At 66.4% G+C, this 23,653-nt stretch carries 21 protein-coding genes; 10 read left to right on the forward strand and 11 right to left on the reverse strand.

What is annotated here, in order from left to right; translation table 11 throughout:
- Positions 1-117 precede the first annotated feature (117 nt).
- Positions 118-888 carry a M50 family metallopeptidase gene (locus ACIP5Y_RS38835; protein ID WP_400357702.1) on the reverse strand — a complete coding sequence of 257 codons (771 nt, stop codon included), beginning with the start codon at positions 886-888 and terminating at the stop codon, positions 118-120.
- 254 nt (positions 889-1,142) lie between these two features.
- Between ACIP5Y_RS38835 and ACIP5Y_RS38840 the strand changes: the two genes are divergently transcribed.
- Positions 1,143-3,038, forward strand: a complete 1,896-nt coding sequence (locus ACIP5Y_RS38840) for a hypothetical protein (protein WP_400357704.1) — start codon at positions 1,143-1,145, stop codon at positions 3,036-3,038.
- 86 nt (positions 3,039-3,124) lie between these two features.
- Here the strand turns inward: ACIP5Y_RS38840 and ACIP5Y_RS38845 are convergent, their stop codons facing one another.
- Complete coding sequence (locus ACIP5Y_RS38845) at positions 3,125-3,313, reverse strand: hypothetical protein (protein ID WP_400357706.1); 189 nt, start codon at positions 3,311-3,313, stop codon at positions 3,125-3,127.
- Positions 3,314-3,815: 502 nt separating this feature from the next.
- On the opposite strand from ACIP5Y_RS38845, the gene ACIP5Y_RS38850 reads away from it, so the two are divergent.
- Positions 3,816-5,051 carry a cytochrome P450 gene (locus tag ACIP5Y_RS38850; protein WP_400357707.1) on the forward strand — a complete coding sequence of 412 codons (1,236 nt, stop codon included), beginning with the start codon at positions 3,816-3,818 and terminating at the stop codon, positions 5,049-5,051.
- A gap of 92 nt (positions 5,052-5,143) precedes the next feature.
- On the opposite strand, the gene ACIP5Y_RS38855 is transcribed toward ACIP5Y_RS38850, so the two are convergent.
- The 4 genes from ACIP5Y_RS38855 to ACIP5Y_RS38870 all read right to left on the reverse strand — a co-directional run bounded on the left by ACIP5Y_RS38855 (position 5,144) and on the right by ACIP5Y_RS38870 (position 11,323).
- The gene (locus ACIP5Y_RS38855; RefSeq protein WP_400357709.1) at positions 5,144-6,961 is read right to left on the reverse strand and encodes an acyl-CoA dehydrogenase family protein; all 1,818 of its coding nucleotides are present in this window, start codon (positions 6,959-6,961) and stop codon (positions 5,144-5,146) included.
- 432 nt (positions 6,962-7,393) lie between these two features.
- Positions 7,394-8,284 (reverse strand): hypothetical protein, encoded by an 891-nt coding sequence (locus tag ACIP5Y_RS38860; RefSeq protein WP_400357711.1) that lies wholly within the window; start codon positions 8,282-8,284, stop codon positions 7,394-7,396.
- 61 nt (positions 8,285-8,345) lie between these two features.
- A complete protein-coding gene (locus tag ACIP5Y_RS38865) occupies positions 8,346-10,028 on the reverse strand; it encodes a CDGSH iron-sulfur domain-containing protein (protein ID WP_400357713.1) in 1,683 nt (560 codons plus the stop codon).
- 131 nt (positions 10,029-10,159) lie between these two features.
- Positions 10,160-11,323, reverse strand: a complete 1,164-nt coding sequence (locus ACIP5Y_RS38870) for an FAD-dependent monooxygenase (RefSeq protein WP_400357715.1) — start codon at positions 11,321-11,323, stop codon at positions 10,160-10,162.
- A 141-nt stretch (positions 11,324-11,464) separates the two neighbouring features.
- Between ACIP5Y_RS38870 and ACIP5Y_RS38875 the strand changes: the two genes are divergently transcribed.
- Positions 11,465-12,256: a helix-turn-helix transcriptional regulator gene (locus ACIP5Y_RS38875; protein WP_400357717.1), complete on the forward strand. Its 792-nt coding sequence runs from the start codon at positions 11,465-11,467 to the stop codon at positions 12,254-12,256.
- Between the two features lie 179 nt (positions 12,257-12,435).
- Positions 12,436-13,038, forward strand: coding sequence for a hypothetical protein (locus tag ACIP5Y_RS38880; RefSeq protein WP_400357719.1), 603 nt, complete (start codon positions 12,436-12,438; stop codon positions 13,036-13,038).
- Between the two features lie 95 nt (positions 13,039-13,133).
- Here the strand turns inward: ACIP5Y_RS38880 and ACIP5Y_RS38885 are convergent, their stop codons facing one another.
- The 3 genes from ACIP5Y_RS38885 to ACIP5Y_RS38895 all read right to left on the reverse strand — a co-directional run bounded on the left by ACIP5Y_RS38885 (position 13,134) and on the right by ACIP5Y_RS38895 (position 15,088).
- Positions 13,134-14,051 carry a 2-hydroxyacid dehydrogenase gene (locus ACIP5Y_RS38885; RefSeq protein ID WP_400357720.1) on the reverse strand — a complete coding sequence of 306 codons (918 nt, stop codon included), beginning with the start codon at positions 14,049-14,051 and terminating at the stop codon, positions 13,134-13,136.
- A gap of 72 nt (positions 14,052-14,123) precedes the next feature.
- Entirely contained in the window at positions 14,124-14,585 is a 462-nt protein-coding gene (locus ACIP5Y_RS38890; RefSeq protein ID WP_400357721.1) for a hypothetical protein, read from the reverse strand.
- Positions 14,586-14,743: 158 nt separating this feature from the next.
- Positions 14,744-15,088, reverse strand: coding sequence for a hypothetical protein (locus tag ACIP5Y_RS38895; RefSeq protein ID WP_400357722.1), 345 nt, complete (start codon positions 15,086-15,088; stop codon positions 14,744-14,746).
- On the opposite strand from ACIP5Y_RS38895, the gene ACIP5Y_RS38900 reads away from it, so the two are divergent.
- The gene (locus ACIP5Y_RS38900) at positions 15,087-15,866 is read left to right on the forward strand and encodes an ATP-grasp domain-containing protein (protein ID WP_400357723.1); all 780 of its coding nucleotides are present in this window, start codon (positions 15,087-15,089) and stop codon (positions 15,864-15,866) included. The two genes, ACIP5Y_RS38895 and ACIP5Y_RS38900, sit on opposite strands and share 2 nt — an antisense overlap.
- Here the strand turns inward: ACIP5Y_RS38900 and ACIP5Y_RS38905 are convergent.
- The gene (locus tag ACIP5Y_RS38905; RefSeq protein WP_400357725.1) at positions 15,819-16,412 is read right to left on the reverse strand and encodes a TMEM175 family protein; all 594 of its coding nucleotides are present in this window, start codon (positions 16,410-16,412) and stop codon (positions 15,819-15,821) included. The two genes, ACIP5Y_RS38900 and ACIP5Y_RS38905, sit on opposite strands and share 48 nt — an antisense overlap.
- Positions 16,413-16,560: 148 nt before the next feature.
- On the opposite strand from ACIP5Y_RS38905, the gene ligD reads away from it, so the two are divergent.
- The 5 genes from ligD to hpnE all read left to right on the forward strand — a co-directional run bounded on the left by ligD (position 16,561) and on the right by hpnE (position 22,925).
- Positions 16,561-17,532, forward strand: coding sequence for a non-homologous end-joining DNA ligase (gene ligD, locus ACIP5Y_RS38910; protein WP_400357727.1), 972 nt, complete (start codon positions 16,561-16,563; stop codon positions 17,530-17,532).
- Positions 17,533-17,615: 83 nt separating this feature from the next.
- On the forward strand, positions 17,616-18,092 hold the full coding sequence (locus ACIP5Y_RS38915) for a pyridoxamine 5'-phosphate oxidase family protein (RefSeq protein WP_400357728.1): 477 nt from the start codon (positions 17,616-17,618) through the stop codon (positions 18,090-18,092).
- Between the two features lie 145 nt (positions 18,093-18,237).
- Positions 18,238-19,638, forward strand: a complete 1,401-nt coding sequence (locus ACIP5Y_RS38920) for an amino acid permease (RefSeq protein WP_400357729.1) — start codon at positions 18,238-18,240, stop codon at positions 19,636-19,638.
- A 108-nt stretch (positions 19,639-19,746) separates the two neighbouring features.
- Positions 19,747-21,435 (forward strand): LCP family protein, encoded by a 1,689-nt coding sequence (locus tag ACIP5Y_RS38925; RefSeq protein WP_400357730.1) that lies wholly within the window; start codon positions 19,747-19,749, stop codon positions 21,433-21,435.
- A 116-nt stretch (positions 21,436-21,551) separates the two neighbouring features.
- Positions 21,552-22,925: a hydroxysqualene dehydroxylase HpnE gene (hpnE, locus tag ACIP5Y_RS38930; protein WP_400357732.1), complete on the forward strand. Its 1,374-nt coding sequence runs from the start codon at positions 21,552-21,554 to the stop codon at positions 22,923-22,925.
- A gap of 4 nt (positions 22,926-22,929) precedes the next feature.
- Here hpnE and ACIP5Y_RS38935 read toward each other — a convergent pair whose 3' ends face one another.
- Entirely contained in the window at positions 22,930-23,595 is a 666-nt protein-coding gene (locus ACIP5Y_RS38935) for a TetR/AcrR family transcriptional regulator (RefSeq protein ID WP_400357733.1), read from the reverse strand.
- Between the last annotated feature and the right edge of the window lie 58 nt (positions 23,596-23,653).

The following is a 23,653-nucleotide window of genomic DNA, read 5'->3' on the forward strand; positions in this document are numbered from 1 at the left end:
GGCACGAGCCGAGCAATCCGGTGTCCCCGATCACCCGGACGGTGCAGTGCGAATGGTAACCCCCGTTCACCAGAACCCTTGCAGCGATGCCAATCTCGGCCTGAGGTGCGTGAAGCTTCACGGCGCCGCGCAGGTGCTGTGCGTGAACGCCGGCACACACAATCCGGACACGTCGGTCAGCAGCAGCCGTGCGCCGAAGACCAGCGAGCACAGCGCAATCGCACCGAACGCCAGCACCCACACCAGTCCCGGGATCCGGGTCAGATACGCCAGTTGATCGGCATCGGAGTTCGGTTCGTATCGTCGATTGCGCTGCAGTTCGATGACCGGGCGCACCGCCGCCAGCAGCAGGAACCAGGCTGCCAGATAGGCCAGCACCGCTTGCACGGTATCCGAGCCGAGCCAGGACACCGCGAACACCACGCCGCCGGTCACCAGGATCGACAGCAGGCCGTACCAGTTGCGGACCTTCAGCAGCAGCACCGCCAGCAGCACGATGGTCAGCCACAACATGAGGGTGATGCGATGCGCGCCCAGCAGCGCCGCATACGCCAGGCCCAGCAGCGCCGGCGCGGGATAGCCCGCCGCGGTCGTCAGAATCATGCCCAGGCCGTACGGTTTTCCGCTCGACACGGTGACCCCGGAAGTGTCCGAATGCAATCGGATGCTGTTCAGCCGCCGCCCGGTCAGCAAGGCGGTGAAGGCATGCCCGCCCTCGTGCGCGATGGTCACCCCATTGCGCAGCACCCGCCACGTCGGATGGAAAACGACCAGCAACAGCGCGGCGACACCCGTCCCGATCACCAACTGCCACGGCGGCGCGGACTGGGTGGACGACAGCCGATCCATGATCGTGCTGCCCCGATCGACGAATTCTGCGGTGTTCACCGCCGCACCATAGCGAGTCGAGCTGTGAGCGACCAGGCGGGCGCGACGTGCACCCATACCGGGCCGATTCCCGGCGGCGGCGAGGGATCATCGATCCGGGGGTGACCGACGGAGGGCGTGGGATGCACTGGCTCGGTAGATCTCTTGCGGCAACGGTTGCACTGGCGTCGGCGGTGGCGCTGGTGTTCACGGCGGGATGCACGGCACCGCACCCGGACACGTCGTTTCACTTCGAGGTCCAAGAAGGAACGAACGTGAACTACTTCCTGCGCGACGGGAGCACCGCCGCGCACCTGGTGCTGCGGGCCGGGCCGAACCCGCGACTGCTGGTCGTGTTTCCGGCGGGGAACAGCGGGACCGGGCTGTGGTTCCAGCCCACTGCCGGGCAGGCGCAATGGATGGTCGATACACCGCCTCGGAAGGTCACTGCCGCGGATGAGCGCGGGCGGGCGTTGCACGGCATCGAATTCACGGCGTCGCTGGCCGCCCCCGCGCTGACCGTGCGGCAGGCGGTCCTCTCCAATGTGCGGGTGTTGCGTGATTACGACCAGGACGGGACCGTGCCGGCACAGGTGGCGGTCGGGCCCACGGTCGCGGACGGGACCGTCACCTGGGCGCGGGACCGCCTCGACGGGGCGCCCGGATATCGGCTCAACCTGCAGGTCGTCGACGGCACGGTGGCCGCGCCGGGCACGATCACCGCCGGGCAGGACGGCCGAATCCGAGTGCACGCGACCGCCTTGACCGGTGACGCCGAACTGACGCCTCTCACCGGCGCCGCCCTGCTCAATGGGGCCGAGCGCGATATCCCCAGCGCCCGAGACACTCTCACCTTCCTCAGCTATCGCGAGAAGTTCCTCGCCGGATCCTGGCATTTCGACACCTATTTCGGCCGCGACACCCTCATCTCGCTGATGCTGCTGATGCCGGTGCTCGCACCGGAGGCCACCGCGGCCGGGCTGCGCTCGGTGCTGTCCAGGCTCGGCCCCGGCGGCGAAGTGGCCCACGAGGAGGCGATCTCCGAATACGCGATCCTCACCCACCTGAAGCAGAACGGAACACTCGGCGACGCACCGGTTTTCGACTACGGCATGATCGACGAGAGCTACCTTCTCGCCCCGGTCATCGCCGCCTATCTGCTCGACGATCCCAACGGCAAGTCGCGCGCCGGGGAGTTCCTGCGCTCCGGCTCGAACGGCGCCGCGCTGGTCCGGAACCTGCGCCTGGTCGTCTCGAGCGCCGCCGCCTTCACCCACGATCCCCGCTACCCCAACCTGATCGGCCTCCAACCGGGCCACCCCGCAGGCGAATGGCGAGACAGCAACAACGGCCTGGGCGGCGGCCACTATCCCTACGACGTCAACGCAATCCTGGTGCCCGCGGCCTTGACCGCGGCCCAGCGACTCCTCGACAGCAAGGTCCTCGATCCCTTCCTGACCCCGGAGGACCGCCAGGGCCTGTCCGAATGCGCCACCTCGGCCAAAGTCTGGCGGGCGGAGGCGCCTCCACTGTTCACGGTTACGGTCGACAACGCCCGCGCCGGCGAGGCCATCACGAGTTACGCCGAAAAGGCCGGTGTCCCACCGCAAGACGCATCAACGGCCCTGGGTTCTACCCCGGTTTCCTTCCCCGGGATCGCCCTGGACGCCATCGGCGCCCCGATCCCCATCATGCACTCCGACGACACCTACGCCCTCCTACTCGACCTCCCCACCCCCGAGGCCCTCGACCGCGCAGTCACCACCATGACGCGCCCCTTCCCCCTGGGCCTGATGACCCCGGTAGGCCCGGTAGTAGCCAACCCGGCCTTCGCCCCTGCCCTGCAACCGGAATTCACCACCCACGACTACCACGGCACCGTCATCTGGTCCTGGGTCCAAGCAGCCCTGGCCCGCGGCCTCCAACGCCAACTCGCCCGCACCGACCTCCCCACCTCGGTGCGCACCCACCTCCAAACCGCCCAGAAAACCCTGTGGCAGGCCATCAACGCGACCGCATCCATGGAAAACTCCGAACTCTGGAGCTGGCACCACGACCCCACCGGCTACCACCCCGACCCCTTCGGCGCCACCGGCGCCGACGTCACCGAATCCGACGCAGCCCAACTCTGGAGCACCGCCTACCTGGCCATCTCCCAGAACCACGGATAACCCATTCCCGGACGCTATTCGGGCGCAACCGACTCCAGGGCGATATTTGTCGGGATTGCGGAATTCCACTATGTAACCGACGCCGATCAAGCCGTTCGAAAAGCGTCGCAGAATGCTTTCGCTGCCGCGCTCTGCACACAGCCCGGGCCGTGCCCGGCATGAACGCGACGCACGAGTTCGGCCTCGGCTGCCGAGTCGAACATCGGGGCGGGGTCATCACAATGAGTGTGCCGGGTTTCGGTCAACGCGATCAGTGCGGAGACATCGGTGGTCATGGCCTTCTCTTTTCTGGACTGTCGACCAGTCGCGAGCAATGCCGGGGGCGGGATTGCAGGCATCGGTGAGGAATGTGAAAGATAGTGCACCCCAACGTAATACGATCAATGTGAGGGGCGTGGAGCGCTGTGCTGCCACTCATAGTGTGGCGCTTTCGCTGAGCTTGTGGAAGGTGTGGTGGCACGAACAGATCCATATCCTGATCCGGGGCGATCCAAGTGGGAAAACTCCGGCCCTTACGTGCTCCGCCCTGCGGAGATTCTGTCGAACAAGCAGGCCCACTACCAAGTGCCCTGTGAATTGCATTCGGGCGCTTGAGCTCTCCTTCGGCGGGTGAGTTCCGTGCGTATGATTTGGCAGCGTGGAGCCTGCTGGGTGCGAACCTCTCGGCGTCAGTGTCGGTCGGGGCCGACGATTGCGCTGTCCTCGTGGCACGCGGGCGGATCCACATCGTTCGTCGGCAGGAACGTTTTCCGTGAACTCATACCTGGAGTCGCACCGTTGACAACACCCGATAATCCCTCGTCGTTCGTGGGCTGGAATGCTGCGCCGCCGCCCGCTGCCCCCCAGCCCGCCCCGGTCCCACTGTACGCACCCGAATTCGCCGCCGACCCGCACGGCTTCTACGCCGCCATGCGGCGGAGGTTCGGTTCGCTTGTCCCGGTGGAACTATCGCCCGGTATTCCGGCCACATTGGTGATCGGCTATCGCACCGCGGTACAGATCAACAATGATCCCGAGCGGTTCCGAGCCGATCCGCGTATCTGGGAGAAGGACATACCCGCGGACTGTCCGGTGCTGCCGATGCTGCAGTACCGCCCGAACGCGCTGCGCAGTGCGGGTCTGGCTCATACGCGTTACCGCAAGGCCAGTGTGGACAGCATCGACGGCATCAATCTGTACGACATTCACCTCGAGATCGAGCAGATGGCGATCCCGCAGATCAACACCTTCTGCCAGGACGGGGAGGCCGATCTGATCAGCCAGTACGCCCTCCCGGTCACCTTCGCCTATCTGAACGTCATGGTCGGTTGCCCCGCCGATATCGGGCAGCAGGTGGCCCAGGGCATGGCGATGATGTTCGAGGGCAACGACCCCGGCGAAGGCAACCGGCTGTTCGTCGGCGCACTCGCCGAACTGGTGAAGCTCAAGCGCCTCGATCCCGGCGACGATGTGACCACCCGGCTGCTGAACCACGCCGAGACACTGACCGATGAGGAGCTCATCCACCAACTCGTGACGATCTACGGCGCCGGGATCGAGCCGCTGACGAACCTCATCGCCAATACGCTGCTACTGATGCTCACCGACGATCGGTTCTCCGGGGCAGTGGCCTTGACGACGCGAGATGCGTTGAACGAGTTGCTGTTCAAGGATCCGCCGCTGGCGAACTTCGGCATCACCTACCCGGCGCAGCCGAGCCGGGTCGACGGGGTGTGGCTGCCCGCCAATCAGCCGGTGGTCACCAGCATGGCCGCCTGCAACAACGACCCCTCGATCGCCGGGCAGTACAACGGCAACAATTCGCACCTGGCATGGGGGACCGGACCGCACGCCTGCCCCGCGCAGGATGTCGCGTACTCGGTCGCGCATTACGCCATCGACCAGCTCTTCGACGCGTTGCCCGAGATTCGGGTGGCTTGCCCCGTCGACCAATTGACCTGGCGGCCAGGACCCTTCCATCGATCCCTGGCAATGCTCCCGGTGATCTTCCGGCCCTCGCGGTTCCTGTTCTGACGGGGGCGCCTCGGGGTGCCGCTCCGGCATCCCGAGGCCGATTCACGCCGGCAGTCGACTCCGGCGTGAATCGGTATGGCCCAGTGTCGGTTTCAGGCGCTGAGCCGGAGAGCGTTCGCGCATTGCGCCACGTAGGTGTCCGAGTCGTACACCGTGTGCAGGGATCCGGATCCGAGCTCGAACGCTTCGACGAGTTCGGTCAGATGCGGAGCCAGCAGTTCGTGCAGCCGGCTACGCATGTCTCGCAATGATCGAGATGTCTTGGGGAACGGTCCATCCGGCAGCAGATCCGCACCGTGCGTGTGGCACTGATTGACGGCGAAGAGCGTGAGCACCTGCTCCGCCACCTCGCGGGGCCCGCTGGGTAGCCGGCTCGCGCGGTCGGCCATGGTTCGCGCGGCGCGGTAGGCGAGTTGCGCATCGGCCGCGGCCAGGGCGACGTCGTAGACGCTGTCCCAGCGTGTCTGGCGGTCACCGGTGCTCTTGGCGTAGATCTCGAGCGTGGTGTGCTGCAGGTAATCCGCGCGGGCGCCGAGCCAGACCAGCCAGTCGGCGGGCGTGTCGATATCGCAGGGGCCGAGGTCGTCCCGAGCACTCGCTGTCCACTCGTCCGGTGCGGACAGCCGGCGGTAGGCGGCCAATAGGCCGATGACGTAGCTGTCACCCTCGGCGGTGGCCGCGGCATCCCGCAGGGCGCGGTACTCCACGATCTTGTTGTGCGCGAACGTGCCTTGCGCACCCAGCCGATCGCGCACCTCATTGGAAACCTGCAGCGCCGTGGAGGTGGCGAAGTACTTCGTCAGCGCCACCAGGTCGGTGAGTTCGGGCCCCTGCTCGTCGATGTGCTCGCCGATACCGTCGGTGAAGGCATCGATGGCGGTTTCCACTGCCGCGCTGACGATATAGGTATCCGCCACCGCGTCCAGCAGCCGCGCGTGATGCGCCGGGACATCCAGCAACTTGACGCGACCACCGGCCATGCTGGCGATATCTCGCTGCGCGGAGTGCCGCACCGCAATGGACAAGGCGGCCCGGGAAACGGCTGCGGCCATGGCGGAAATACACAGCCGTCCGACCCGCACCCGGCTGATCGCGCGCCACACCTGATTGTCCCGCGGGATCGGCGAGGACACTGTGCCGTCCTCGTCGATTCGGGTTCCGGTGTGCGACAACAGGCATTCGCGGGTCAAGCGCACATGATCGAAGCGGGTCAACGCGTTGTCCATACCCAGGCCGGGCTTTTCGGGCAGGCGCCGGATGGTGATACCGGGCCGAACCTGCCCGTCGGCATCCACGAGCCGTACCAGGAACGGATAAACGCCGCGGCTCACGCCTGCCACGACGAGCCGGGCGAAGACTATGCCGAACCGTGAGACACCCGGTACGGGCGGCGGCGCGGTGGTCGGCATGAACTTGATCGCGGTATCGGTCGGCGTGTGCAGGATGAATCCGCCGCCGTCGGCCGGGTCGAACTCCGCGGTGGTTTCGAGATTGTTCAGATCGCTGCCGTGGCCGACTTCGGTGAGCACGTAGGCGCCGACGGCGCGACCCTCGAGTAGCTCGGTCAGTAGCGCGGCCACCTCACCGGCGGGTGACTTCTGCTCGAGCAAGGTGCCGAGCACCAGGTTCACCTGCACCGTGAGCAGCGCACCGAGATGCGGGTCGACAACGGTGGCCTGCTCGTGCAGTGTGACCAGCTCACGCAGGTTCGAGGCGGTCTCCACGGCCGACAGGCGAGGCAGCAGTCGCAGGTACCGCTCGTAGGCTCGCTTGCCGGGATCCTGGGTGGCGGTCCACCAGTCCTGGTCGTATATGTCCTCGCTGAACACCCTGTGGTACCGCTGAGCCGCGAGGCGCCGATCGCCGAACAACATATTCGCGAAACTGTCGATATTCCCGTGCGAGACCATGACTTCGCCTTCTTTCCCACTAACTACCGACTCCAAGCGGCTTGTCAGGCGCCGCTTGGCATAACGCGGACCCCGACGCCGTCGCATCGGCGCGCGAGGACCAGCGAAACCAACCGCGCTTTCACGGCGTGCCGAGGCTGCCGGTCAAGCGGGAATGCAGATATCGGATGGTCGACATGTCGAAAGTTCAACCCATCACCCACCTTCGGGTGATGTCAGTGGTCGGCGAGCACGGCACAATCGAGGCGACTCGCATAGCCCCCGAGTTCACTTCCGCCCGCGGTCCGGCCGGAGCCGGATCGTTGCCGCGAACCGAAGGAGACACGAAACGTATTGTGACAGATAGTGCTTGAGTTGTGTTAGCACTGGTCCACGGATCATGGCCGATACCCGCCGATCGAACCGTGCCGGTTTGCTCGCCGGGCCGCGGTATCAACTGGGGGAGAGACCGTTCCGTATGCGCTCGGCGCGGCGTTCGAGATCGTCCAAGTGCCGGCGAGTGCGGCGTAGTGCGTCCCGGGTCGAGCGTTCGGCGGCGACCGCGAAGCGGCGTTGATCCTGGGCGTGGGCCAGCTCGGCACGGAGGGCGTCGATTCGGGATTCGGCTGCCGCCAAGGCCGTGGCGGCGCTGTCGTGCTCTGATTTCGCGGAAGTCGTTGCGGTGCGCGCGAATTCGATACTGGACAGAATGTCTTCGAGTTCCCGGCGCGCCTCCTGCTGCGGGTCGGGAGCAGGTGCCTCGGTGTCGGGTATGTCGCCGTCCGGACGCGAGTCCGCCGTCGATTCGGCAGTCTCGGAGTCGGTTTCGCTGGAATCGGTGCGCCGCGCGGCCGGAACCGCGGTCAGTGCCGCAGGCCCGAAACCCTCGTAACTGGCTGCGGTGCTGAGTGTTCCGGTCCGGACCTGATCGGCTACCACCGGCTCGGCCAAGGCGGCCTGCAAGGTGCTGCCGATCTCCCGTCGCGTCGCTTCGGTGAGGCTCTGCCCATGAGCGGCGGCCAACTCACCGACTTTGCGGGTGAGCGCATTGATCACCTGCTGCCGCCGGATGCTGAGCGCCCGCAGTTCCTCGGCCGACAGCCGCCGTTGCGCCTCCCGCAACGCCTCCCCGAGCCCGAGCAACCCCTCCACATCCTCGGCGGCCTCCCGAGCCAGCACATTTACCGCCCAGGCCGCCACCGTCGGCCGCCGCAACCCGCCGATAGCAGCCGCCAGCGTCTTGTCCCCACTCTCTCGGGCCTCCCGCACCCGCTCACTCCGCGCGGCGACGAACTGCGCGGGCAGCACCCCGTAAAGCTCGGTCGCAACCTCTTCGAGGGTCATACCGGCAGCCTATAAGCAGGCAGGATGCGACTCAGCGCGGAGGATGCGGTCCGGCGGACCTTCAGGCGCGGGTGCCCTCGGCGATCCAGCGGGCGAACGTGTCGATGTGTTCGGCGGGCCAAGCGCCGTCGCAGGGCATGCTGCCCTGGCGCAGGCGGGCGAGGATGGCTTCGGCGTGCTGGGTGACGTCGTCGTGTGACCACAGGTCGAAGGCGAAACTCATGGATTTGCGGTCCATTTCGCGGAAGAGGGGCTTGATGTGGTCGGTGAAACCGACAGGTTGGTCGGCGGCGGGGGTTTCGACCACGACCTCGGACTTCGGGGCCAGTGCGGATATCCGGGCACCAGGGGTGGCGTTGCAGACCCACCACCAGCGCGGCACCGGCATGTGCGGCGGCGGATTCGCGCCGGGCTGGGAATTCTCCACGGCAATGCGCGAGCCCCATTCGACATACGCGGCGAAGGCGGCCCGGAACTCGGGATCGGTGGGCAGGCCCGCATCGTCGGCGGCCCGGGAGATGAGCTGGGCCCAGCGGGCCCGCCACTGCTCGGTGAGCGCCTTTCCGGCGTGCTCGGCGACCATGTGGTCGTAGCCGCCGTACTGTTGGGTGTAAAGCGTGGGCCCGCCGAAGGTTTCGGTGAGCCAGGCGGCCACGCGCTCGGGATGGTCGGGCGACATGCGCGCGAACAGCGGCGCCAGGAGTTCGTCCTGGGGAACGTATTTGCCGTAGAAGATCTCGGTCATCCGGGTGAGTGCGGGCAGGCCGCCGGCCCACTCGTACAGGCTCGGATTCTCCGATATCGGCGGGTCCTGGAAGCCGACGTAATAGTGCATACCGCTGCAGAACGGCTTGTTGCGGGAATGGCCGCAGCGGCAGAGGCTGTAATGCTCGCGCGGCACATCGCCGTCCAGCGGCACATTGCCGGTGACCCGATAGGGGCCGTCCTTGGAAACCTCGATGGCCGCGGGCCGTTCGGGAAAAGTGACCTGCGGGCTGCCCAGTGCACCGGATGGGCAGGCCCGCACCGCCGCCAGCAACTCGTCGGCGCGCGCGCCAGTGGGCGCCACGAAGGGCTCCGCGGCGGACCGGAATGCCGTCGGCGCCCGGTCGGTGCAGAATCCCGAGTGCGCGCACAACCCGCGATTGTCGGTGACCGTCACCGTCATTCCCGGATAGGTGTCGAGCCGATCGGGCACTCGCGTGGGATCCTTCGCGCCGGTGAACCCCACCCGGGTGTGGCTGCCATCGCACAGCGGCTTCGTTTCCGAAGCGCCGCAACGGCACAGCGCCATCTGCGGGAAAGTGCGGATGGGCTCGCCGAGCCAATTGGTGATGCTCTCGGAGTTGGACACCAGGTACGGGCCGTCGAGGGCGACGTCGATCCGGGTCGGTGAATTCCCTTGGAGCTCGGCCAGTTCCGCGATCCGATTGTTCAGGATCCGCTCATCGGCCGCGAATACGCAGGAGAGATGCTGCAGCCCGGCAACGGCTTCCCGCAACTCCGGGAGATCATTGTTCGCGAGCAGGCGAGTGGCATCCTTGGTCAGCTCCCACAACCGGTCCGCAGGCTCTCCGGACTCCGGCGGTGCCGCGGGTGCGGTATCGCCGACACCGATCAGGGCGCGGGTCAGTGGCCGGATCACAGTGTCGGCCAACGGGTTCGCCCCAGGGGCCAGCTCCGCATCCAGCAACTGTGCCCGCGCCGATAAGGCGGCGATCGCGTGGTGTACTGCGGTTTCCAATGAAGGCCCCTCCGGTGCAATGAATCTCCATCCAGAAGAATTGCCTACGAATCGGCCCGGAACAACACCCATTAGGTCCCGATTGATAAGCCCTGCTTATCAATCGGGACCGAGACCGCCGGCCATGGCAGCTAACTCACGAGGGCGTTCTCGGCGACCTTCTCCGCGTCGTAGGTGTCGAGTTCCAAGCGGTCGTAGACGGCGACGATCCGTTCGGCTTGGCGGGGCGGTGTGAATTCTGTGGTGCGGTAGAGGGCTCCGGCCTCGCGGGCGCCCTCGCGTACCTGGCGGTTGCGGTCCATGCGGAGATCCTCGTAGCGGCGCAGGCGCTCCGGGACGTCGGCCGGCCGGGCGTGTTCGAGGAGCACGGCAAGAGTGATGGCATCCTCGATCGCCTGGTTCGCGCCCTGGCCCAGGTGCGGTGTGACGGCGTGGGCCGAATCGCCCAGCAGGGTGACGCGGTCGGTGGACCAGGTCTGCCGCGGTGCGCGGTCGTAGATGCCCCAGCGGAAGGTGTCGTCCATGGTCTCGATGATCGCGCCTATCTGATCGTCCCAGCGGTCGTAGGCCGCGGCCAGTGCGGCGACATCGCCCGGGGCACTCCAGGATTCCTCGACTTCGAGATCGGTGGGGACGAACGCGACGACGTTCAGCAGCGTGCCGGAGGAGACCGAATAGGTCAGAAAACTCTGCCCCGGACCCATCCACATCGACCAGGAACTCAGGTCGTAGATCCCGTCCAGGCGGGCGGCGGGAATGAGGGCGCGATAGGCCATGATCCCTTCGCTGACGGGCGCGGTCTCGGCACCCACCACGGTCTGGAGCACCGAGTGGATACCGTCGGCGCCGATCAGGACGTCCGCCCGGGTCTGCGAACCGTCGGCGAACTCGATCCGGACACCTTCGTCGTCCTCGACGGCGGTCACGCATTCGCGCCCGAGCCGGACCGTGCCCGTCGGCAGCGCGGCCACCAGCAGGTTCTGAAACTCCGCCCGGTGCACCGGATACGTTCGATCCACCGGGAACGGCGGCCGATACCCGGGGAGCGGCTCGCCCCGCCAGGTCTTCGCGGTGATGGTCGAGACCTTGCCCGCGATGGCCGCGAGAGAGTCTGCCAGGCCCAGGCTTTCGTAGATCCGGGCGCCGTTCGCCCCGATCCCGACGCCGGCGCCCAGTTCGCGCAGTTCCTGAGCTTTCTCGTAAACCGTCACGTCGGCCCCGCGCTGGTGCAATGCGATCGCCGCCGTCAATCCGCCGATGCCGGCCCCTACGATCGCGATCTTCAATCCGCCCATGGCTTTTCGGCCTTCCCGTTCGCACGCCTTCGCCACAGCGCGTGCCGCTCTCCGCTGTCCTCTCCAGCGTCGCCTCGCTCGAAGGGCCCTCGCCAGGTCGCATCTTTCCTAGGAATCCCGCACACCCCCTAGCATGACGAGGTGTCAGCGAACAGGTTGGGAGAGTTCCTCCGCGCACGCCGAGTAGCCGCGAAGCCTTCGCCCGACCCGCCCCGACAGCGACGCCGCACTCCCGGTCTGCGCCGCGAGGAAGTGGCCGCCCGTGCCGCCATCAGCGCCGACTACTACACCCGCCTCGAACAAGGGCGAGAACGACATCCATCCGCCCGCGTACTCGACGCCCTCGCCACCGCCCTCGAACTGTCCACGGCCGAAACCGGTTACCTGCACGGCCTCGTCACCCCACTACCCGCCACCCGTCCCACAGCCGATGACGTGCCCAACGAGTTCCTCCTGCTGGTCATGCAGTCCTGGGCCCTGGGCCCGGCATACATCGTGAACCACCGCAGCGACGTCCTCGCCGCAAACCAGGCGGCCCGGCAGCTCTTCGAACACTTCGAGATCTCGGACAACATCCTGCGAATGCTGTTCCTGGACCCGGCCGCCCAGCGCCTCTGGGCGGACTGGGACGACCTCACAAGGCATCTCGTCAGCGGCATCCGCAGAATGATCGGCCCAGCCACCGACATCGACCCGGCCACCACCACTCTGATCGCGGACGTATCCCGTAAGAGCCCGGAGTTCGCAGCACTGTGGAACAGCCACGAAATGGGCGTCTACGAGCACAAGGAGAAGAAGTTCCACCACGAAGACCTCGGTGAGATCAAGCTCGACTTCGAACTCCTGGCCACCATCGACAGCCCCAACCAGTACCTGGTCCTGCATCGCGCACCCGGTGGCGCATTACCTGCGGATCACACCGGACAACTCTGAGGTGACTCCGAGGTGACAGACTCGCCGAAGTCGCCGAAACTGGGCAAGAGGCGGTGTTCGGGCCCGGTTCGGACGCTATATAGCCCGCTGACCTTGACTTTTCACTGGTTCGAGGCGTACAGCAATGGGTACTGATACCGATGTAATCGGTGGACGGCGCCGGGAGAGAGGCGGTCCAGGTGTCGATGCGAACAGCGTGGCCGGTACGGATGTGGCGAGGGCGGCCGTGGAACCCGAATCCGCTGATGCGCGTCTCGGATCGGGCCGAGGTGGTGTTGCGGGTGTTCGCCGTCGTGGTGGCCGCGGCCGTGGTGCCCATTGCGGGGGCGGTCGGGACGGTGAGTTATACGGGCGCGCAGGTGCGCATCGCATCGGAGGATGCGGGGAAGGTGCAGGTCACCGCTACCACTACCGCGGATGCCAAGCGGGTGCTGGACGACACCAACTATGCGGTGCACCAGGATCAATATCAGGCTCCGGTGCAGTGGAACGGCAATGGGCACGTCGGGACCGCGACCGTGCAGGTGCCCGGGCCCGAGGCCACGGGGAGCACGGTCTCGTTATGGCTCAGCGCGACCAACGTGCCGACCACACCGCCGGCCCGGCCGGGCGCCGCGGCTGCCGAGGGCGTCGGCGCGGGATTGGCGGTACTGGTGGAAACCTGGTGTGCGACAGCCGCAACGGTCTGGTTCACCGGCACCGTGCTGGACTCCCGGCGGCATGCTCGCTGGGAGCGGGAGTGGCGCTCGATCAACCGCCCGATCGGCAAGGACACGCTCTAGGCGTTTCGGCGCGGCTACCGCGCGATCGGTGACCGGTTCAGTGGCGCACGCTCGCAACGGAATTCGGTCGACGTGTACACGCCCGGTGCCGCCCTTCAGTATTCGCCGCGGACGAGATTGCGCGGCTGCTCGCCGGCCACGTAGCGGGTGATCTCCGCGGCGGCGACCTTCCAGGCACGTTGCTGGCTGCCGCGGCTGCTGCCGCCGACGTGCGGTGTCAGCAGCAGTCCCGGCGCGTCCCACAGTGGATGTTCGGCGGGCAGCGGTTCGGGATCGGTGACGTCGAGAATGGCGCGCAATCGCCCACTCTGGAGTTCGGCCAGCAGGGCATCGGTCCGGACGACCGGGCCGCGTGCGGCATTCACCAGGATCGCGCCGTCGGCCATGCGGGCCAGGAAGGCGGCATCCACCATGCCGATGGTCGCGGAGGTCACCGGCACCACGAGCACCACCGCATCGGCGTGTGGGAGCAGGTCGGGCAGTTCGTCCACGCCGTGCACACCGGTACGGGCGTGCGTGCCCACCACGGTCACCTCGGTCTCGAACGGTGCGAGCATGCGTCGCAGTTCCACCGCGAGGTCGCCCGCGCCCACGATCAGAATCCGCTTGCCGTGCAAGGTATCCGTCGAATGTTGTGTCCATCGATGCTCGCGTTGCGCGACCGAGAATTCGATGAATTCCCGGTATACCGCGAGCAATCCGGTCAGCGCCCACTCCGCGGTGCTCGCGCCGTGGGCCCCGCGCGCGGTGGACAGCAGAACTCCGTCCGGGGTGTTCCCGATCCAGGCCTCTGCCCCGGCGGTCAGCAACTGCACGAGCTTCAACTCCGGCAGTTTCGAAGCGAGCCGCACGGCCTCGGTCTTGGGCACGAGAAATCCGGGCACCAATACCTCGGCCGCCTCGGCACCCGCGGGCAGTGGTTCGCCGAGCGTGTAGCGCAGCGGCCGCGCCCCTTCCACCCGCGAGACCGCCGCGAAGCCATAGTCGTCCGGAACCAGCACCGTCACCGTCATGGATGCGACGCTAGCGGACGTGCTTCGCGGCGGTCACGGGCCTCCTCGCGATCGGGCCGCTGTCCGACTGTCCTACTTGGCCTTGGCGGCGGTTTCGGGTTTCGGTGCCGGGGCGGAACGATTCAGGAACTTGTTGAAGGACCAGGCGGGTTTCGGGGTGGCCTGCCCGGCCATGGGGACGACCGGTTGTCTCGGCGGTTGGGCGGCCGGCTGCTTCGCCGCGGGCGTCGCTTTACCGAATTCCTTTCGCGCCGCAGCCATTTCGCGCCGCGAGTGCCGCAGTTCCCGTCGCGCGACCACCCCGCGGCGAGACATCGTCCAGGTGCCCGCGAGCAGGATGATCAGCCCGCAGGTCCCGATCGCACCGATCAGGATCCCGTAGGCGAACAGCAGGCCCGTGGACCCGCCATAGGTGTGGTCGAAAACCGTGAATCCGTGTGCGAGCGTATGGTCGCTACCGGTGTTTGCCTGCACTCCGGCCACCCCCACGGTCACGGCGCCGAGGAGGACGATGAGCCCGATGATGATGAACATGCCTCGGCAATGCCCGCACCATGATCCCTCAAACCGCGCGCACGGCGAGTTGTCCGCAGAATCGCCGGCCCCCATCCCCGCCGAAACCCCTACCCGACCGAGCGGTTTCGAACGCTAGGGTGGTTCGATGACACGTGGACCCGCAACCGCCTGTGGCCCTAGGCCGGCGGCTTGTCCCAGCTGTAGGTATCCGGCAGATTGTGTGCCCCACCGGAATTCTCGTTCTGGATAACCGCATTGGCGGTATACGAGGTCCCATCCTGGAACTGCACCACACACCGCAGATGCGCGGTCTCCTCCCGCATCGTGTCGTGAATATGCGGCGTGCAAGCCACCGACCGCACCGGCCGATGGTCGTCCTGCGTGATGTGTTTCTGCATCGCATTCTGCAATGCCACATAGGCATCGGTATTCGGACCACACCCCGCCACCACCACCGCCACCGGAAGGGCGACCACCAGCGCCCGCCGAACCCGCACCACACGACCCGTCGAGGAAGTCATGATCACCACCGCGTTTCTGCAATATTCCGGAAAGGGTCCCTTGCGGCACGAAGAGGGCCTGCTGGAGGAGGGTTTGCGTCGGCGCGGGATTCCTGTCCGGTATTACACCATCAAACGCATTCTCCGGCGCCAGTTGCCGCTGGGCCCGGATACGTTCGTCGCGGGCGATATGGATGCCATGCACGGGGCCATGCGGCAGTTGGGGATCCCGGTCCCGGAGCCCGATGATTATCCGTCGAGCCTGCACGGGTTTCTCCGGCGCGACGTGTGGACGTCGACGCTCGGCGAGATCGAGCAGGCGGTGGAGATCGGTGCTGTCCCACGGGCGTTCGTCAAGCCCGCCGAGCGCCGGAAGAGTTTCACCGGAACCGTCTGCTACTCCGAGCGGGACTTCGCCGCCTTGGGGAATGTGAGTCGCCGCCAGCGCGTCTGGTGTTCGGACGTGGTGTCCTGGCGTGCGGAATACCGGGTCTATGTGATCGATCGCCGGGTAGTGGCGGTCGATCATTACGACGGGGACGAGTCGGTGCGGCTGGATTCGCAGGTGGTCGATGCGGCCGTCGCGGCGTACTCGGCCTCCGGTTCCGCGCCGAGTGCGTATGGCATCGACTTCGGCGTGCTGGCCGATGGTGAGACGGCGCTGGTCGAGGCCAATGACGGATTTGCGCTAGGCGCCTACGAGATCGGCGCCGATCATTACACCGAATTGGTGTTGCGGCGGTGGGTGGAGTTACTCGGCGCGCGGGAGGTGTTCGAAGGCGTAGTAGAGGGAGAGTAGGCCGAAGATTATGAGGCTTACCAGGGGTTGGAAGAGGGCTACGACGGTGCCTACTACGTAGAAGATGGCGCCGATGGAGAAGCGGAAGGTGGCTATGCGGAGTTGGCCGCGGGGGATGCGGGTTTGCATGATGCCGGGTTTGAGGAGGGCGTAGAACCAGACCAGGCTGAAGCCCAGGGCCATGAAGTCCATGACCAGGCCGTAGACGAAGGCGACGGTGATGGTGTCGCCGGCCTTCAGGTGGTGGGCCAGTTGTTCGCCGAGCAGGTCGGTGGGGAAGGGGACGAGGACCACCGACATGAGGAGCAGCAGGTTCAGTAGTTGCAGGGTGCGGTCGGTTCTGGTGACGTGCTGGAACATGGCGTGGTGGTTGACCCACATGATGCCGACGGTGAGGAAGCTGACCACGTACGCGAGGTAGGCGGGCCACATGTGCAGCAGGCCTTGCTTCAGTTCGCCCTCGGGGGCATGGAGATTGAGAACGAGCAGGGTGATGGCGACGGCGAAAACTCCGTCGCTGAATGCCTCGGTACGGCCACGATCCATGACCCAGAGTCTGGCGTACAACCGCGGCCGATGCCGACGGATAACAAGTCCGTGGTCGGCGGCGTGCCGCAGGACCGGCTGAGCAATCTGGCGGCAAACTTCAATCATGTCCCTATTGCCCGATTGCTGGTTCGGGTAGCGGCCCGCCGTGGCCGAATCCATCCGCCGTGAACCGGCGCCCATGCTGGCGGTCGGGGGAGCGCCGCCGGAAGGACCGGGCTGGGCGCGGGAGATGAAATGGGACGGCGTCCGGGTGATCGCGGACTGCGCCGCTGGCGAGTGCAAGCTGTTCAGCCGCAATGCGAACGATGTGAGCGGATCGTATCCGGAGTTGACGGCCGCGTTGGCGCGGCTCAGCAACGGGCGAGCCCTGACCCTGGACGGCGAAGTGATTGCCCAGGATGCCGGCGGTGCGCCCGCGTTCGGGCTGTTGCAGCGCCGCATGCACGTCGCCCGGCCGGGCGAGCAACTGATGAGCGAGGTGCCGGTGCAGTTGTTCGCCTTCGACATCCTGTCCATCGGCGGGCGCAGTCTCCTGGCCGAGACCTACCTGGTGCGACGCGCACGGCTGGCCGAATTGGCTTGGGCGGCACCACTGTCGGCGCCGCCGCACTGGCTCGATATGGATGCTACCCAGTTGCTGCAAGTGGCCGATGAACACCGTCTCGAAGGCATCGTCTCGAAGCGGACCGATTCCGTATACCTGCCGGGCCGCCGCTCGCCCGCCTGGGTGAAGACCCCGCTGCGGCTGAATACCGAAGTGGTGGTGGCGGGCTGGACTCCGGGCTCCGGGGGCTTTCAGCACACCTTCGGCTCGCTCGTGCTCGGCGCGCACGACGCCGATGGCCGCTTCGTTTTCCTCGGCAATGTCGGCACCGGCTTCACTCATGCCGCCCGCCGCGTGATTCGGCAGACCCTCGGCGAAATAGAGATCACCACAAGTCCTTTCGATCAGCCGCCGCCGGAATCTGTTGCGGGGGGTTGGCGCTGGGTGGAACCGATCCTGGTCGGCGATGTCGAGTATCGCGAGTTCGCAGGCGAACGCCTGCGCATGCCGGCCTGGAAAGGCCTGCGCACGGACAAGGTTCCGGCTCAGGTCGAGGTGCCGCCGATACGCTGAGAGATCTCTGTATGCCGAATATGAACGGCGTGTTACGGCAACACAATTGGCGTATTTCGGAACCATCGACCACAATCGGAGTTATGGGCGGCAATGGGGCACGAAAGCTGCGCGAGCTCTCGGCTGCCGACTCCTTGAAACGGCTGGCGGGCGCGCAATATGGCCGAATCGTGTACTCGCGCCGTGGACTTCCGATCATCAGGCCGGTGAACCACATCGTCGAAGCGGACGCCATCGTAGTGCGTGCGCATTTGGGCGCAAGTCTGCTGCGAGGTGACGGGCAAGTGGTCGCCTACGAGGCGGACGACTTCGACGAGCACACCCGGCGCGGCTGGAGTGTCATCGTCACCGGCGTGGCGCGGGTGGTGGTCGATCCGGAACAGGTGCAGCGCTACGAGACCCTGCTCGACCCGTGGATCAATCTGCCCATGGATCACGTCATCCGGATCGAGACCGAGATCGTCACCGGACTCGAGCTCGTCGAGGACGGCGCGGGCCCCGATATCCCGCCCGCACCCCGCCAGGATCCGGCGCCACGACCCATCGACGACCGCCGGTGAGTGTGACGCCAACTACTCTCCGGTAGCCTTTCACGCCGTTGGACCGAGCACGCGGCAATCGGCTCGCTAGCTCGGCGCGGCTCCCGCGTCCCGTGCCACCTCACGGCGTGGCCCGGTGAGCCGCACGGCATGTGAAGGGAACTGTATGACAGCCTCCGAAGGGCAGCTATCGGCGACCGCGCCGGATTCCGCGAATGCGGACGAGGGGTACTCGCGCGGCCTGTCGCCGCGCACCATTCAGATGATCGCCATCGGCGGCGCCATCGGCACCGGCCTGTTCTACGGCGCGGGTGGCGCCATCGAGCAGGCGGGCCCGGCGCTCATCCTCTGCTACTTGGCCGCGGGCCTGGCCATTTTCGTGATCATGCGGGCGCTGGGTGAACTGCTCACCTATCGTCCGGTCACCGGCAGTTTCGCCGAGTACGCGAACGAATTCCTAGGCCGCTTCGCGGGTTACGCGACGGGCTGGACGTATTGGGCGGTGTGGGTGGCCACCTGCATGGCCGAGATCACCGTGGCCGGTAAGTACGTGCAGTACTGGTTCGATATCCCGCAGTGGGTGACCGCGCTGGTGGTGCTGGGCGTCATGTTCGTCATGAACCTGGTGTCGGTGCGCCTGTTCGGCGAGGGCGAGTTCTGGTTCTCCGCCATCAAGGTGACCGCCATCGTGGCCATGATCGTGATCGGTATCGGCGTGCTGATCTTCCACTTCGGCCACGCCACCAACCCGACTCCCGCGAATCTGTGGAACGACGGCGGCGTGTTCCCGAACGGTTTCGGGCAGGCGCTGCTGGCCTTGCAGATCGTGGTGTTCGCCTATGTCGGCGTGGAACTGGTCGGCGTCACCGCGGGTGAGGCCCGCGATCCGAAGAAGACGCTGCGCAAGGCGATCAATACGCTGCCGTTCCGCATCGGCCTGTTCTATATCGGCGCGCTCATCGTCATCATGTCGGTGTCGAGCTGGCGTACCTTCCACGCCGGGCGCAGCCCGTTCGTGGAGGTGTTCCAGCAGATCGGTATTCCGGGTGCGGCGGGCATCATCAATTTCGTGCTGCTCACCGCGGCGCTGTCGTCCTGCAACTCCGGTATCTATTCGACCGGTCGCATGTTGCGCAGTCTGTCGCAGCGCGCGGAGGCCCCGGCCGCGCTGGGCGGGCTGAGCCGCCGCTCGGTGCCCGCGCCGGGTATCGCGGTCTCGGCCGCGGTCATGGTGATCGGTGTGGCGGTGAACTACTTCTCGCCGGACAAGGCGTTCAACTACGTCACCTCGGTGTCCACCATGGGCATCATCTTCGTGTGGGGCGTCATTCTGGTCTGCCACTTGATCTATCGCACCAAGGTGCGGCAGGGCATCCTCCCGGCCAGCGATTACCGGCTGCCGGGTGCGCCGGTGACGACCGCGCTGGCGCTGGGTTTCCTGGTGCTGGTCGTGGTGTTGTTGTTCTTCACCGATGGGGGCCGCACCGCACTTGTGGTCGGCGTCGCATGGGGTGTGCTGGTGTGCGCGGGTTATCCGTTGCTGTCACGTAGGCACGTGACCAGCTAGTTTCCGCCATGGCAGCCGGCGGTCGCCGATACCGGCGACCGCCGATGTCTCAATTGCGCGAATGGCATTGCGGCATCCTCGTTCTCGATCGGCCTATATTCGGTTCATATGACCCACGCGCGCGACCGCCGGAGCAGACCTTCGGCATATGAACCGGAAACGGTCCCGCTGCGCCCGGCCGCCGGTCGCCCCACGCGCCGCCGCCCGCGCGCCGCGCCGCCGCCGCGCCGCCGGACCGCTCGGGCGCTGATAGCGGGACGGTCCGCCTTTGCGCTATTCGCGGCCGTGGTCCTGATCGGTACCGGGGTGGCCTGGAAGAAGACCAATGATGCGATCAACGGCATCATCACTTCCGATGTGACCAGTGACGGCCCGAAATCCAGTGGTGCGACGCAGAACATCCTGGTCATGGGCTTGGACTCACGGCTCGACGAAAAGGGCAATCCGCTCCCGCAGGACATGTACGACGCCATTCACGCCGGCGACGAGGATGTCGGCGGTTTCAATGCGAATGTGCTGATCCTGGTGCATATTCCGGGTGACGGTTCACCCGCCTCCGCCATTTCCATCCCGCGCGACGACTACGTTCCGCTCGATTCGGCGTCCTGTGATTCGTCGCCGTGCAAGGGAAAGATCAAGCAGGCCTACGGTTTGGCCTACGACAAGGCCAAGACCAAGCTGGAGAATTCCGGGGTCAAGGATCCGCAGCAGCTGGATCAGAAGTCGCGGGACGCCGGGCGCAAGGCCGAGATGAATACGGTCGGCAAGTTTCTCGGCGATGTACCCATCGACCACTTCGTGGAGGTGACGCTCGCCGCGTTCTTCCAGATCGCCCAGGCCGTGCAGCCGATCACCGTATGTCTCAATGAGGACACCTCGGACAGCTATTCGGGCGCCAATTTCAAGAAGGGCGAGCAGCAGATCGACGCCTCGCAGGCCATGGCCTTCGTGCGGCAGCGCCGCGATCCGGATCAGCCGCTGTTCACCGATCTCGACCGCACCCGCCGTCAGCAGGCGTTCATCGTCTCGCTCATGCATCAGCTGCAGGACAGCGGAACCCTCACCAGCCCGAGCAAATTACGTGACCTGCTGGATATCGCGAAGACGAACACCGCCATCGACAGCGCGCTCGATCCGCTGTCCTTCGCACAGCGCGCCTCGTCCATGCTGGGTAAGGGCATTTCGCTGTACACGCTGCCGGTCAAGGATTTCGGCAATGACGACCTCGGTGAGTCCATCAATATCGTGGACCCGGCCGAGATCAAGGCCATTGTGAAGAACATTCTTTCACCGCCGGGCTCGGATTCCTCGACCACTACCGCCGCACCGACCACCACCGATTCGTCCGTGCCGGGCGCTTCGGGTGTGGTGCTGAACGTGGTGAACAGCTCGGGCAGCAACGGTCTGGCCGGCGATGTCGAAAGCGCCTTGACGGCCCGGGGATTCACCCGCGGTTCGGCCACCACGGGTTCGGTGCGCAGCGACAGCAGCATCGCCTACGGTGCGGGCGCGGAGTCGGCGGCGACCGCGCTGGCGAGCCAACTCGGTGTCACCGCAACGAAATCGGCGGATCTGGACTCGTCGACCGTGCAGCTGACCCTGGGCAAGGACGCGACCGACAGCAGCAGCGCGATCGGCACGCTGACCGCCGGCCAGTCCGACAGCACGACCACCACCCCGTCGACCTCGACCACTCCGCCGCCGCCTCCGGTCTCCGCGACCGCGTCCGGCAATAACGCGCCCGAGGCGACCGATTTGTCGCAGATGGGTACCAGCAGCGTGCCCTGCGTGCGCTGACCCGGCAGCTCCCCCCCGGAACCCGATGCCCGGCAGCCTGATTCGCCGGAATCAGGTGACGGGCGGGCAGGCGCCGGGCTACGTTGCTTGGGACGGTTCTGGCTCCGGGAGGGCTCATGAACGATCCGCGACGGTATGTAGTCATCGGGGGCGGGCTGGCGGGCCTGGCCTCGGCGGTGTGGCTGGCCGAGGCCGGTAAACAGGTCACGCTGCTGGAGCGGCGGGGGCGGCTGGGCGGGCGCACCCACGCGGTCGAGGTCCCATCGCTGCACGATCTGCCCGATAACGGTCAGCATGTGATAGCTACCGGCTACGACAACCTGTTCCGCTATCTCACCAGTGTGGGTACCCGTCAGCATGTGCAGTTCCCGGATCGGGGCATCCTGCGCTGGCCGGGCGGGCGCACCGCCGTCATGGGGACGAAGGGTCTGCCCGCGCTGCGCTCGCTGCTGGGCGCGCATCCCGATATGAGTCCCGTCGATCGCGCGCGGGCCGCGGTGGCCACCGTGCGCTTGGGCTGGCAGTGCCTGAACCAGCCCGCGGATCTGGCCGAGCTCACCACCGATCAATGGTTCACCCGCCTGGGCATGCCGGCCAAGGCCCGTGAGGCGCTGTGGGATTGGCTGGCCCTGGGCATTGCGGCCGAACCCGTGTCGCAGGGCTCGGCCAAGGCTTTCGCGGATGTACTGGCGACCGGGATCCGTTTGGGCATAAGGCATCGCGAGGCCGTGAGCATCGGTTATCCCACCACCGATCTGGATACCCTGTTCGTCTCCGGCGCCGAGCGGGTGTTCGAACGGCACGGCGTGCAGGTGCGGCATCGCGCGGTGGCGCGGCACATTCACATCGAGAACGGTGTGGTCACCGGGGTGACGCTGGTCGATGGTGAAGTGGTGCCCGCCGATGCGGTGGTGTGCGCGGTACCCAACTCGTCGATAGCCGGTCTGCTCGACGATCTGCCCGAGCACGACGAGATCTATGCCGCCGCGGACAAACTGGGATTCACCCCGATCGTCAGCACCAACCTGTACCTGGATCGCCCGATCGGCACCAAGGCGGCGATGGAGGCGCTCATCGGCGGCGGGGGAGTGATCGACGAGGTCTTCGACCGGCAGCGCATGCACGGCCGCAATCCTCTCGACAACTGGCTCTACTGCCTGACCACCAGCGGTGCGTACGAGCAGATCCACAAGCCGCATCACGAGGTGGTGGACGAGCAGATGGCCCTGCTGCGGCGCTACTATCCGCAGGCCAGGGATGCGGAAGTGGTGCACGCGCAGGTGGTTCCGATGCCGCGCGCCACCTTCTCGCAGGTGGTCGGCACGGAGGGGTTGCGGCCGCCGCAGCAGACCTCGGTGCCCACGCTGGTGCTGGCCGGTGACTGGACCAGTACCGACTGGTCGGCCACCATGGAGAGTGCGGCCCAGTCCGCTGCGCGAGCCGTGGAGCTGTTATTGGGACTCCCGGCGCCACAATCGATATCGAACTGACCGCTCAGTCTGTTCGCTCGCGTTCCGCTCGCATCGGCTCGCGGAAGAAGTTGAGCACCAGCCGGGTGATATCGGCCAGAAACCGTTCCCGGGAGATCGGCGGCCGATCCAGCAGATAGCGAATGGTCAGATGTTCGACCGTCCGCACCAGCAGCCAGGCGGTGGCGTCGAAATCCACATCCGCGGGCACCGAGCGCCGGCGCATGCTCAATGCCACCCGCGCCAATTCGCCGATCTGCTGTTCGAAGGCCAGCATGGTGGCGCTGCCGCCGGACAGCCGTGGCGTCTGCTCCACCACGGCGCGCAGCAGTTCGCGGTGGTCGCCGAGGGCGTCCAGCAGCACCGAGATGGCCTGCGGCACACCGGTATCGGGTGGCGCCGCCAGGTTGTCCACCACGTGGGCGCGTACCCGCTCGGTCACCCCGGTCAGATAGCGCTCGATCACCGCCGCGACGATCGCGTCCTTGTCGGGAAAGTACTGATACAGCGACCCCGGGCTGATACCCGCCGTCTGCGCGATGCGATTGGTGGACGCCCCGTCGTAGCCGTGCGCGATCAGCACCTCCTGTCCGGCGTCGACAATGCGGGCCACCATGGCGCGCGACCGGTCCTGCCGGGGCGTGCGGCGCTGTGCGGGAGTCGTTTTCGACGGCCGGGGTTTCGATGTCATGGCGTTTCGACCGCGATTCCGAATGCGAATTGAATGCGAGTATTTATTCGTGTCAGCG

The organism is Nocardia sp. NPDC088792 (genome assembly GCF_044750615.1).
In the GTDB taxonomy this organism is placed as follows: domain Bacteria; phylum Actinomycetota; class Actinomycetes; order Mycobacteriales; family Mycobacteriaceae; genus Nocardia.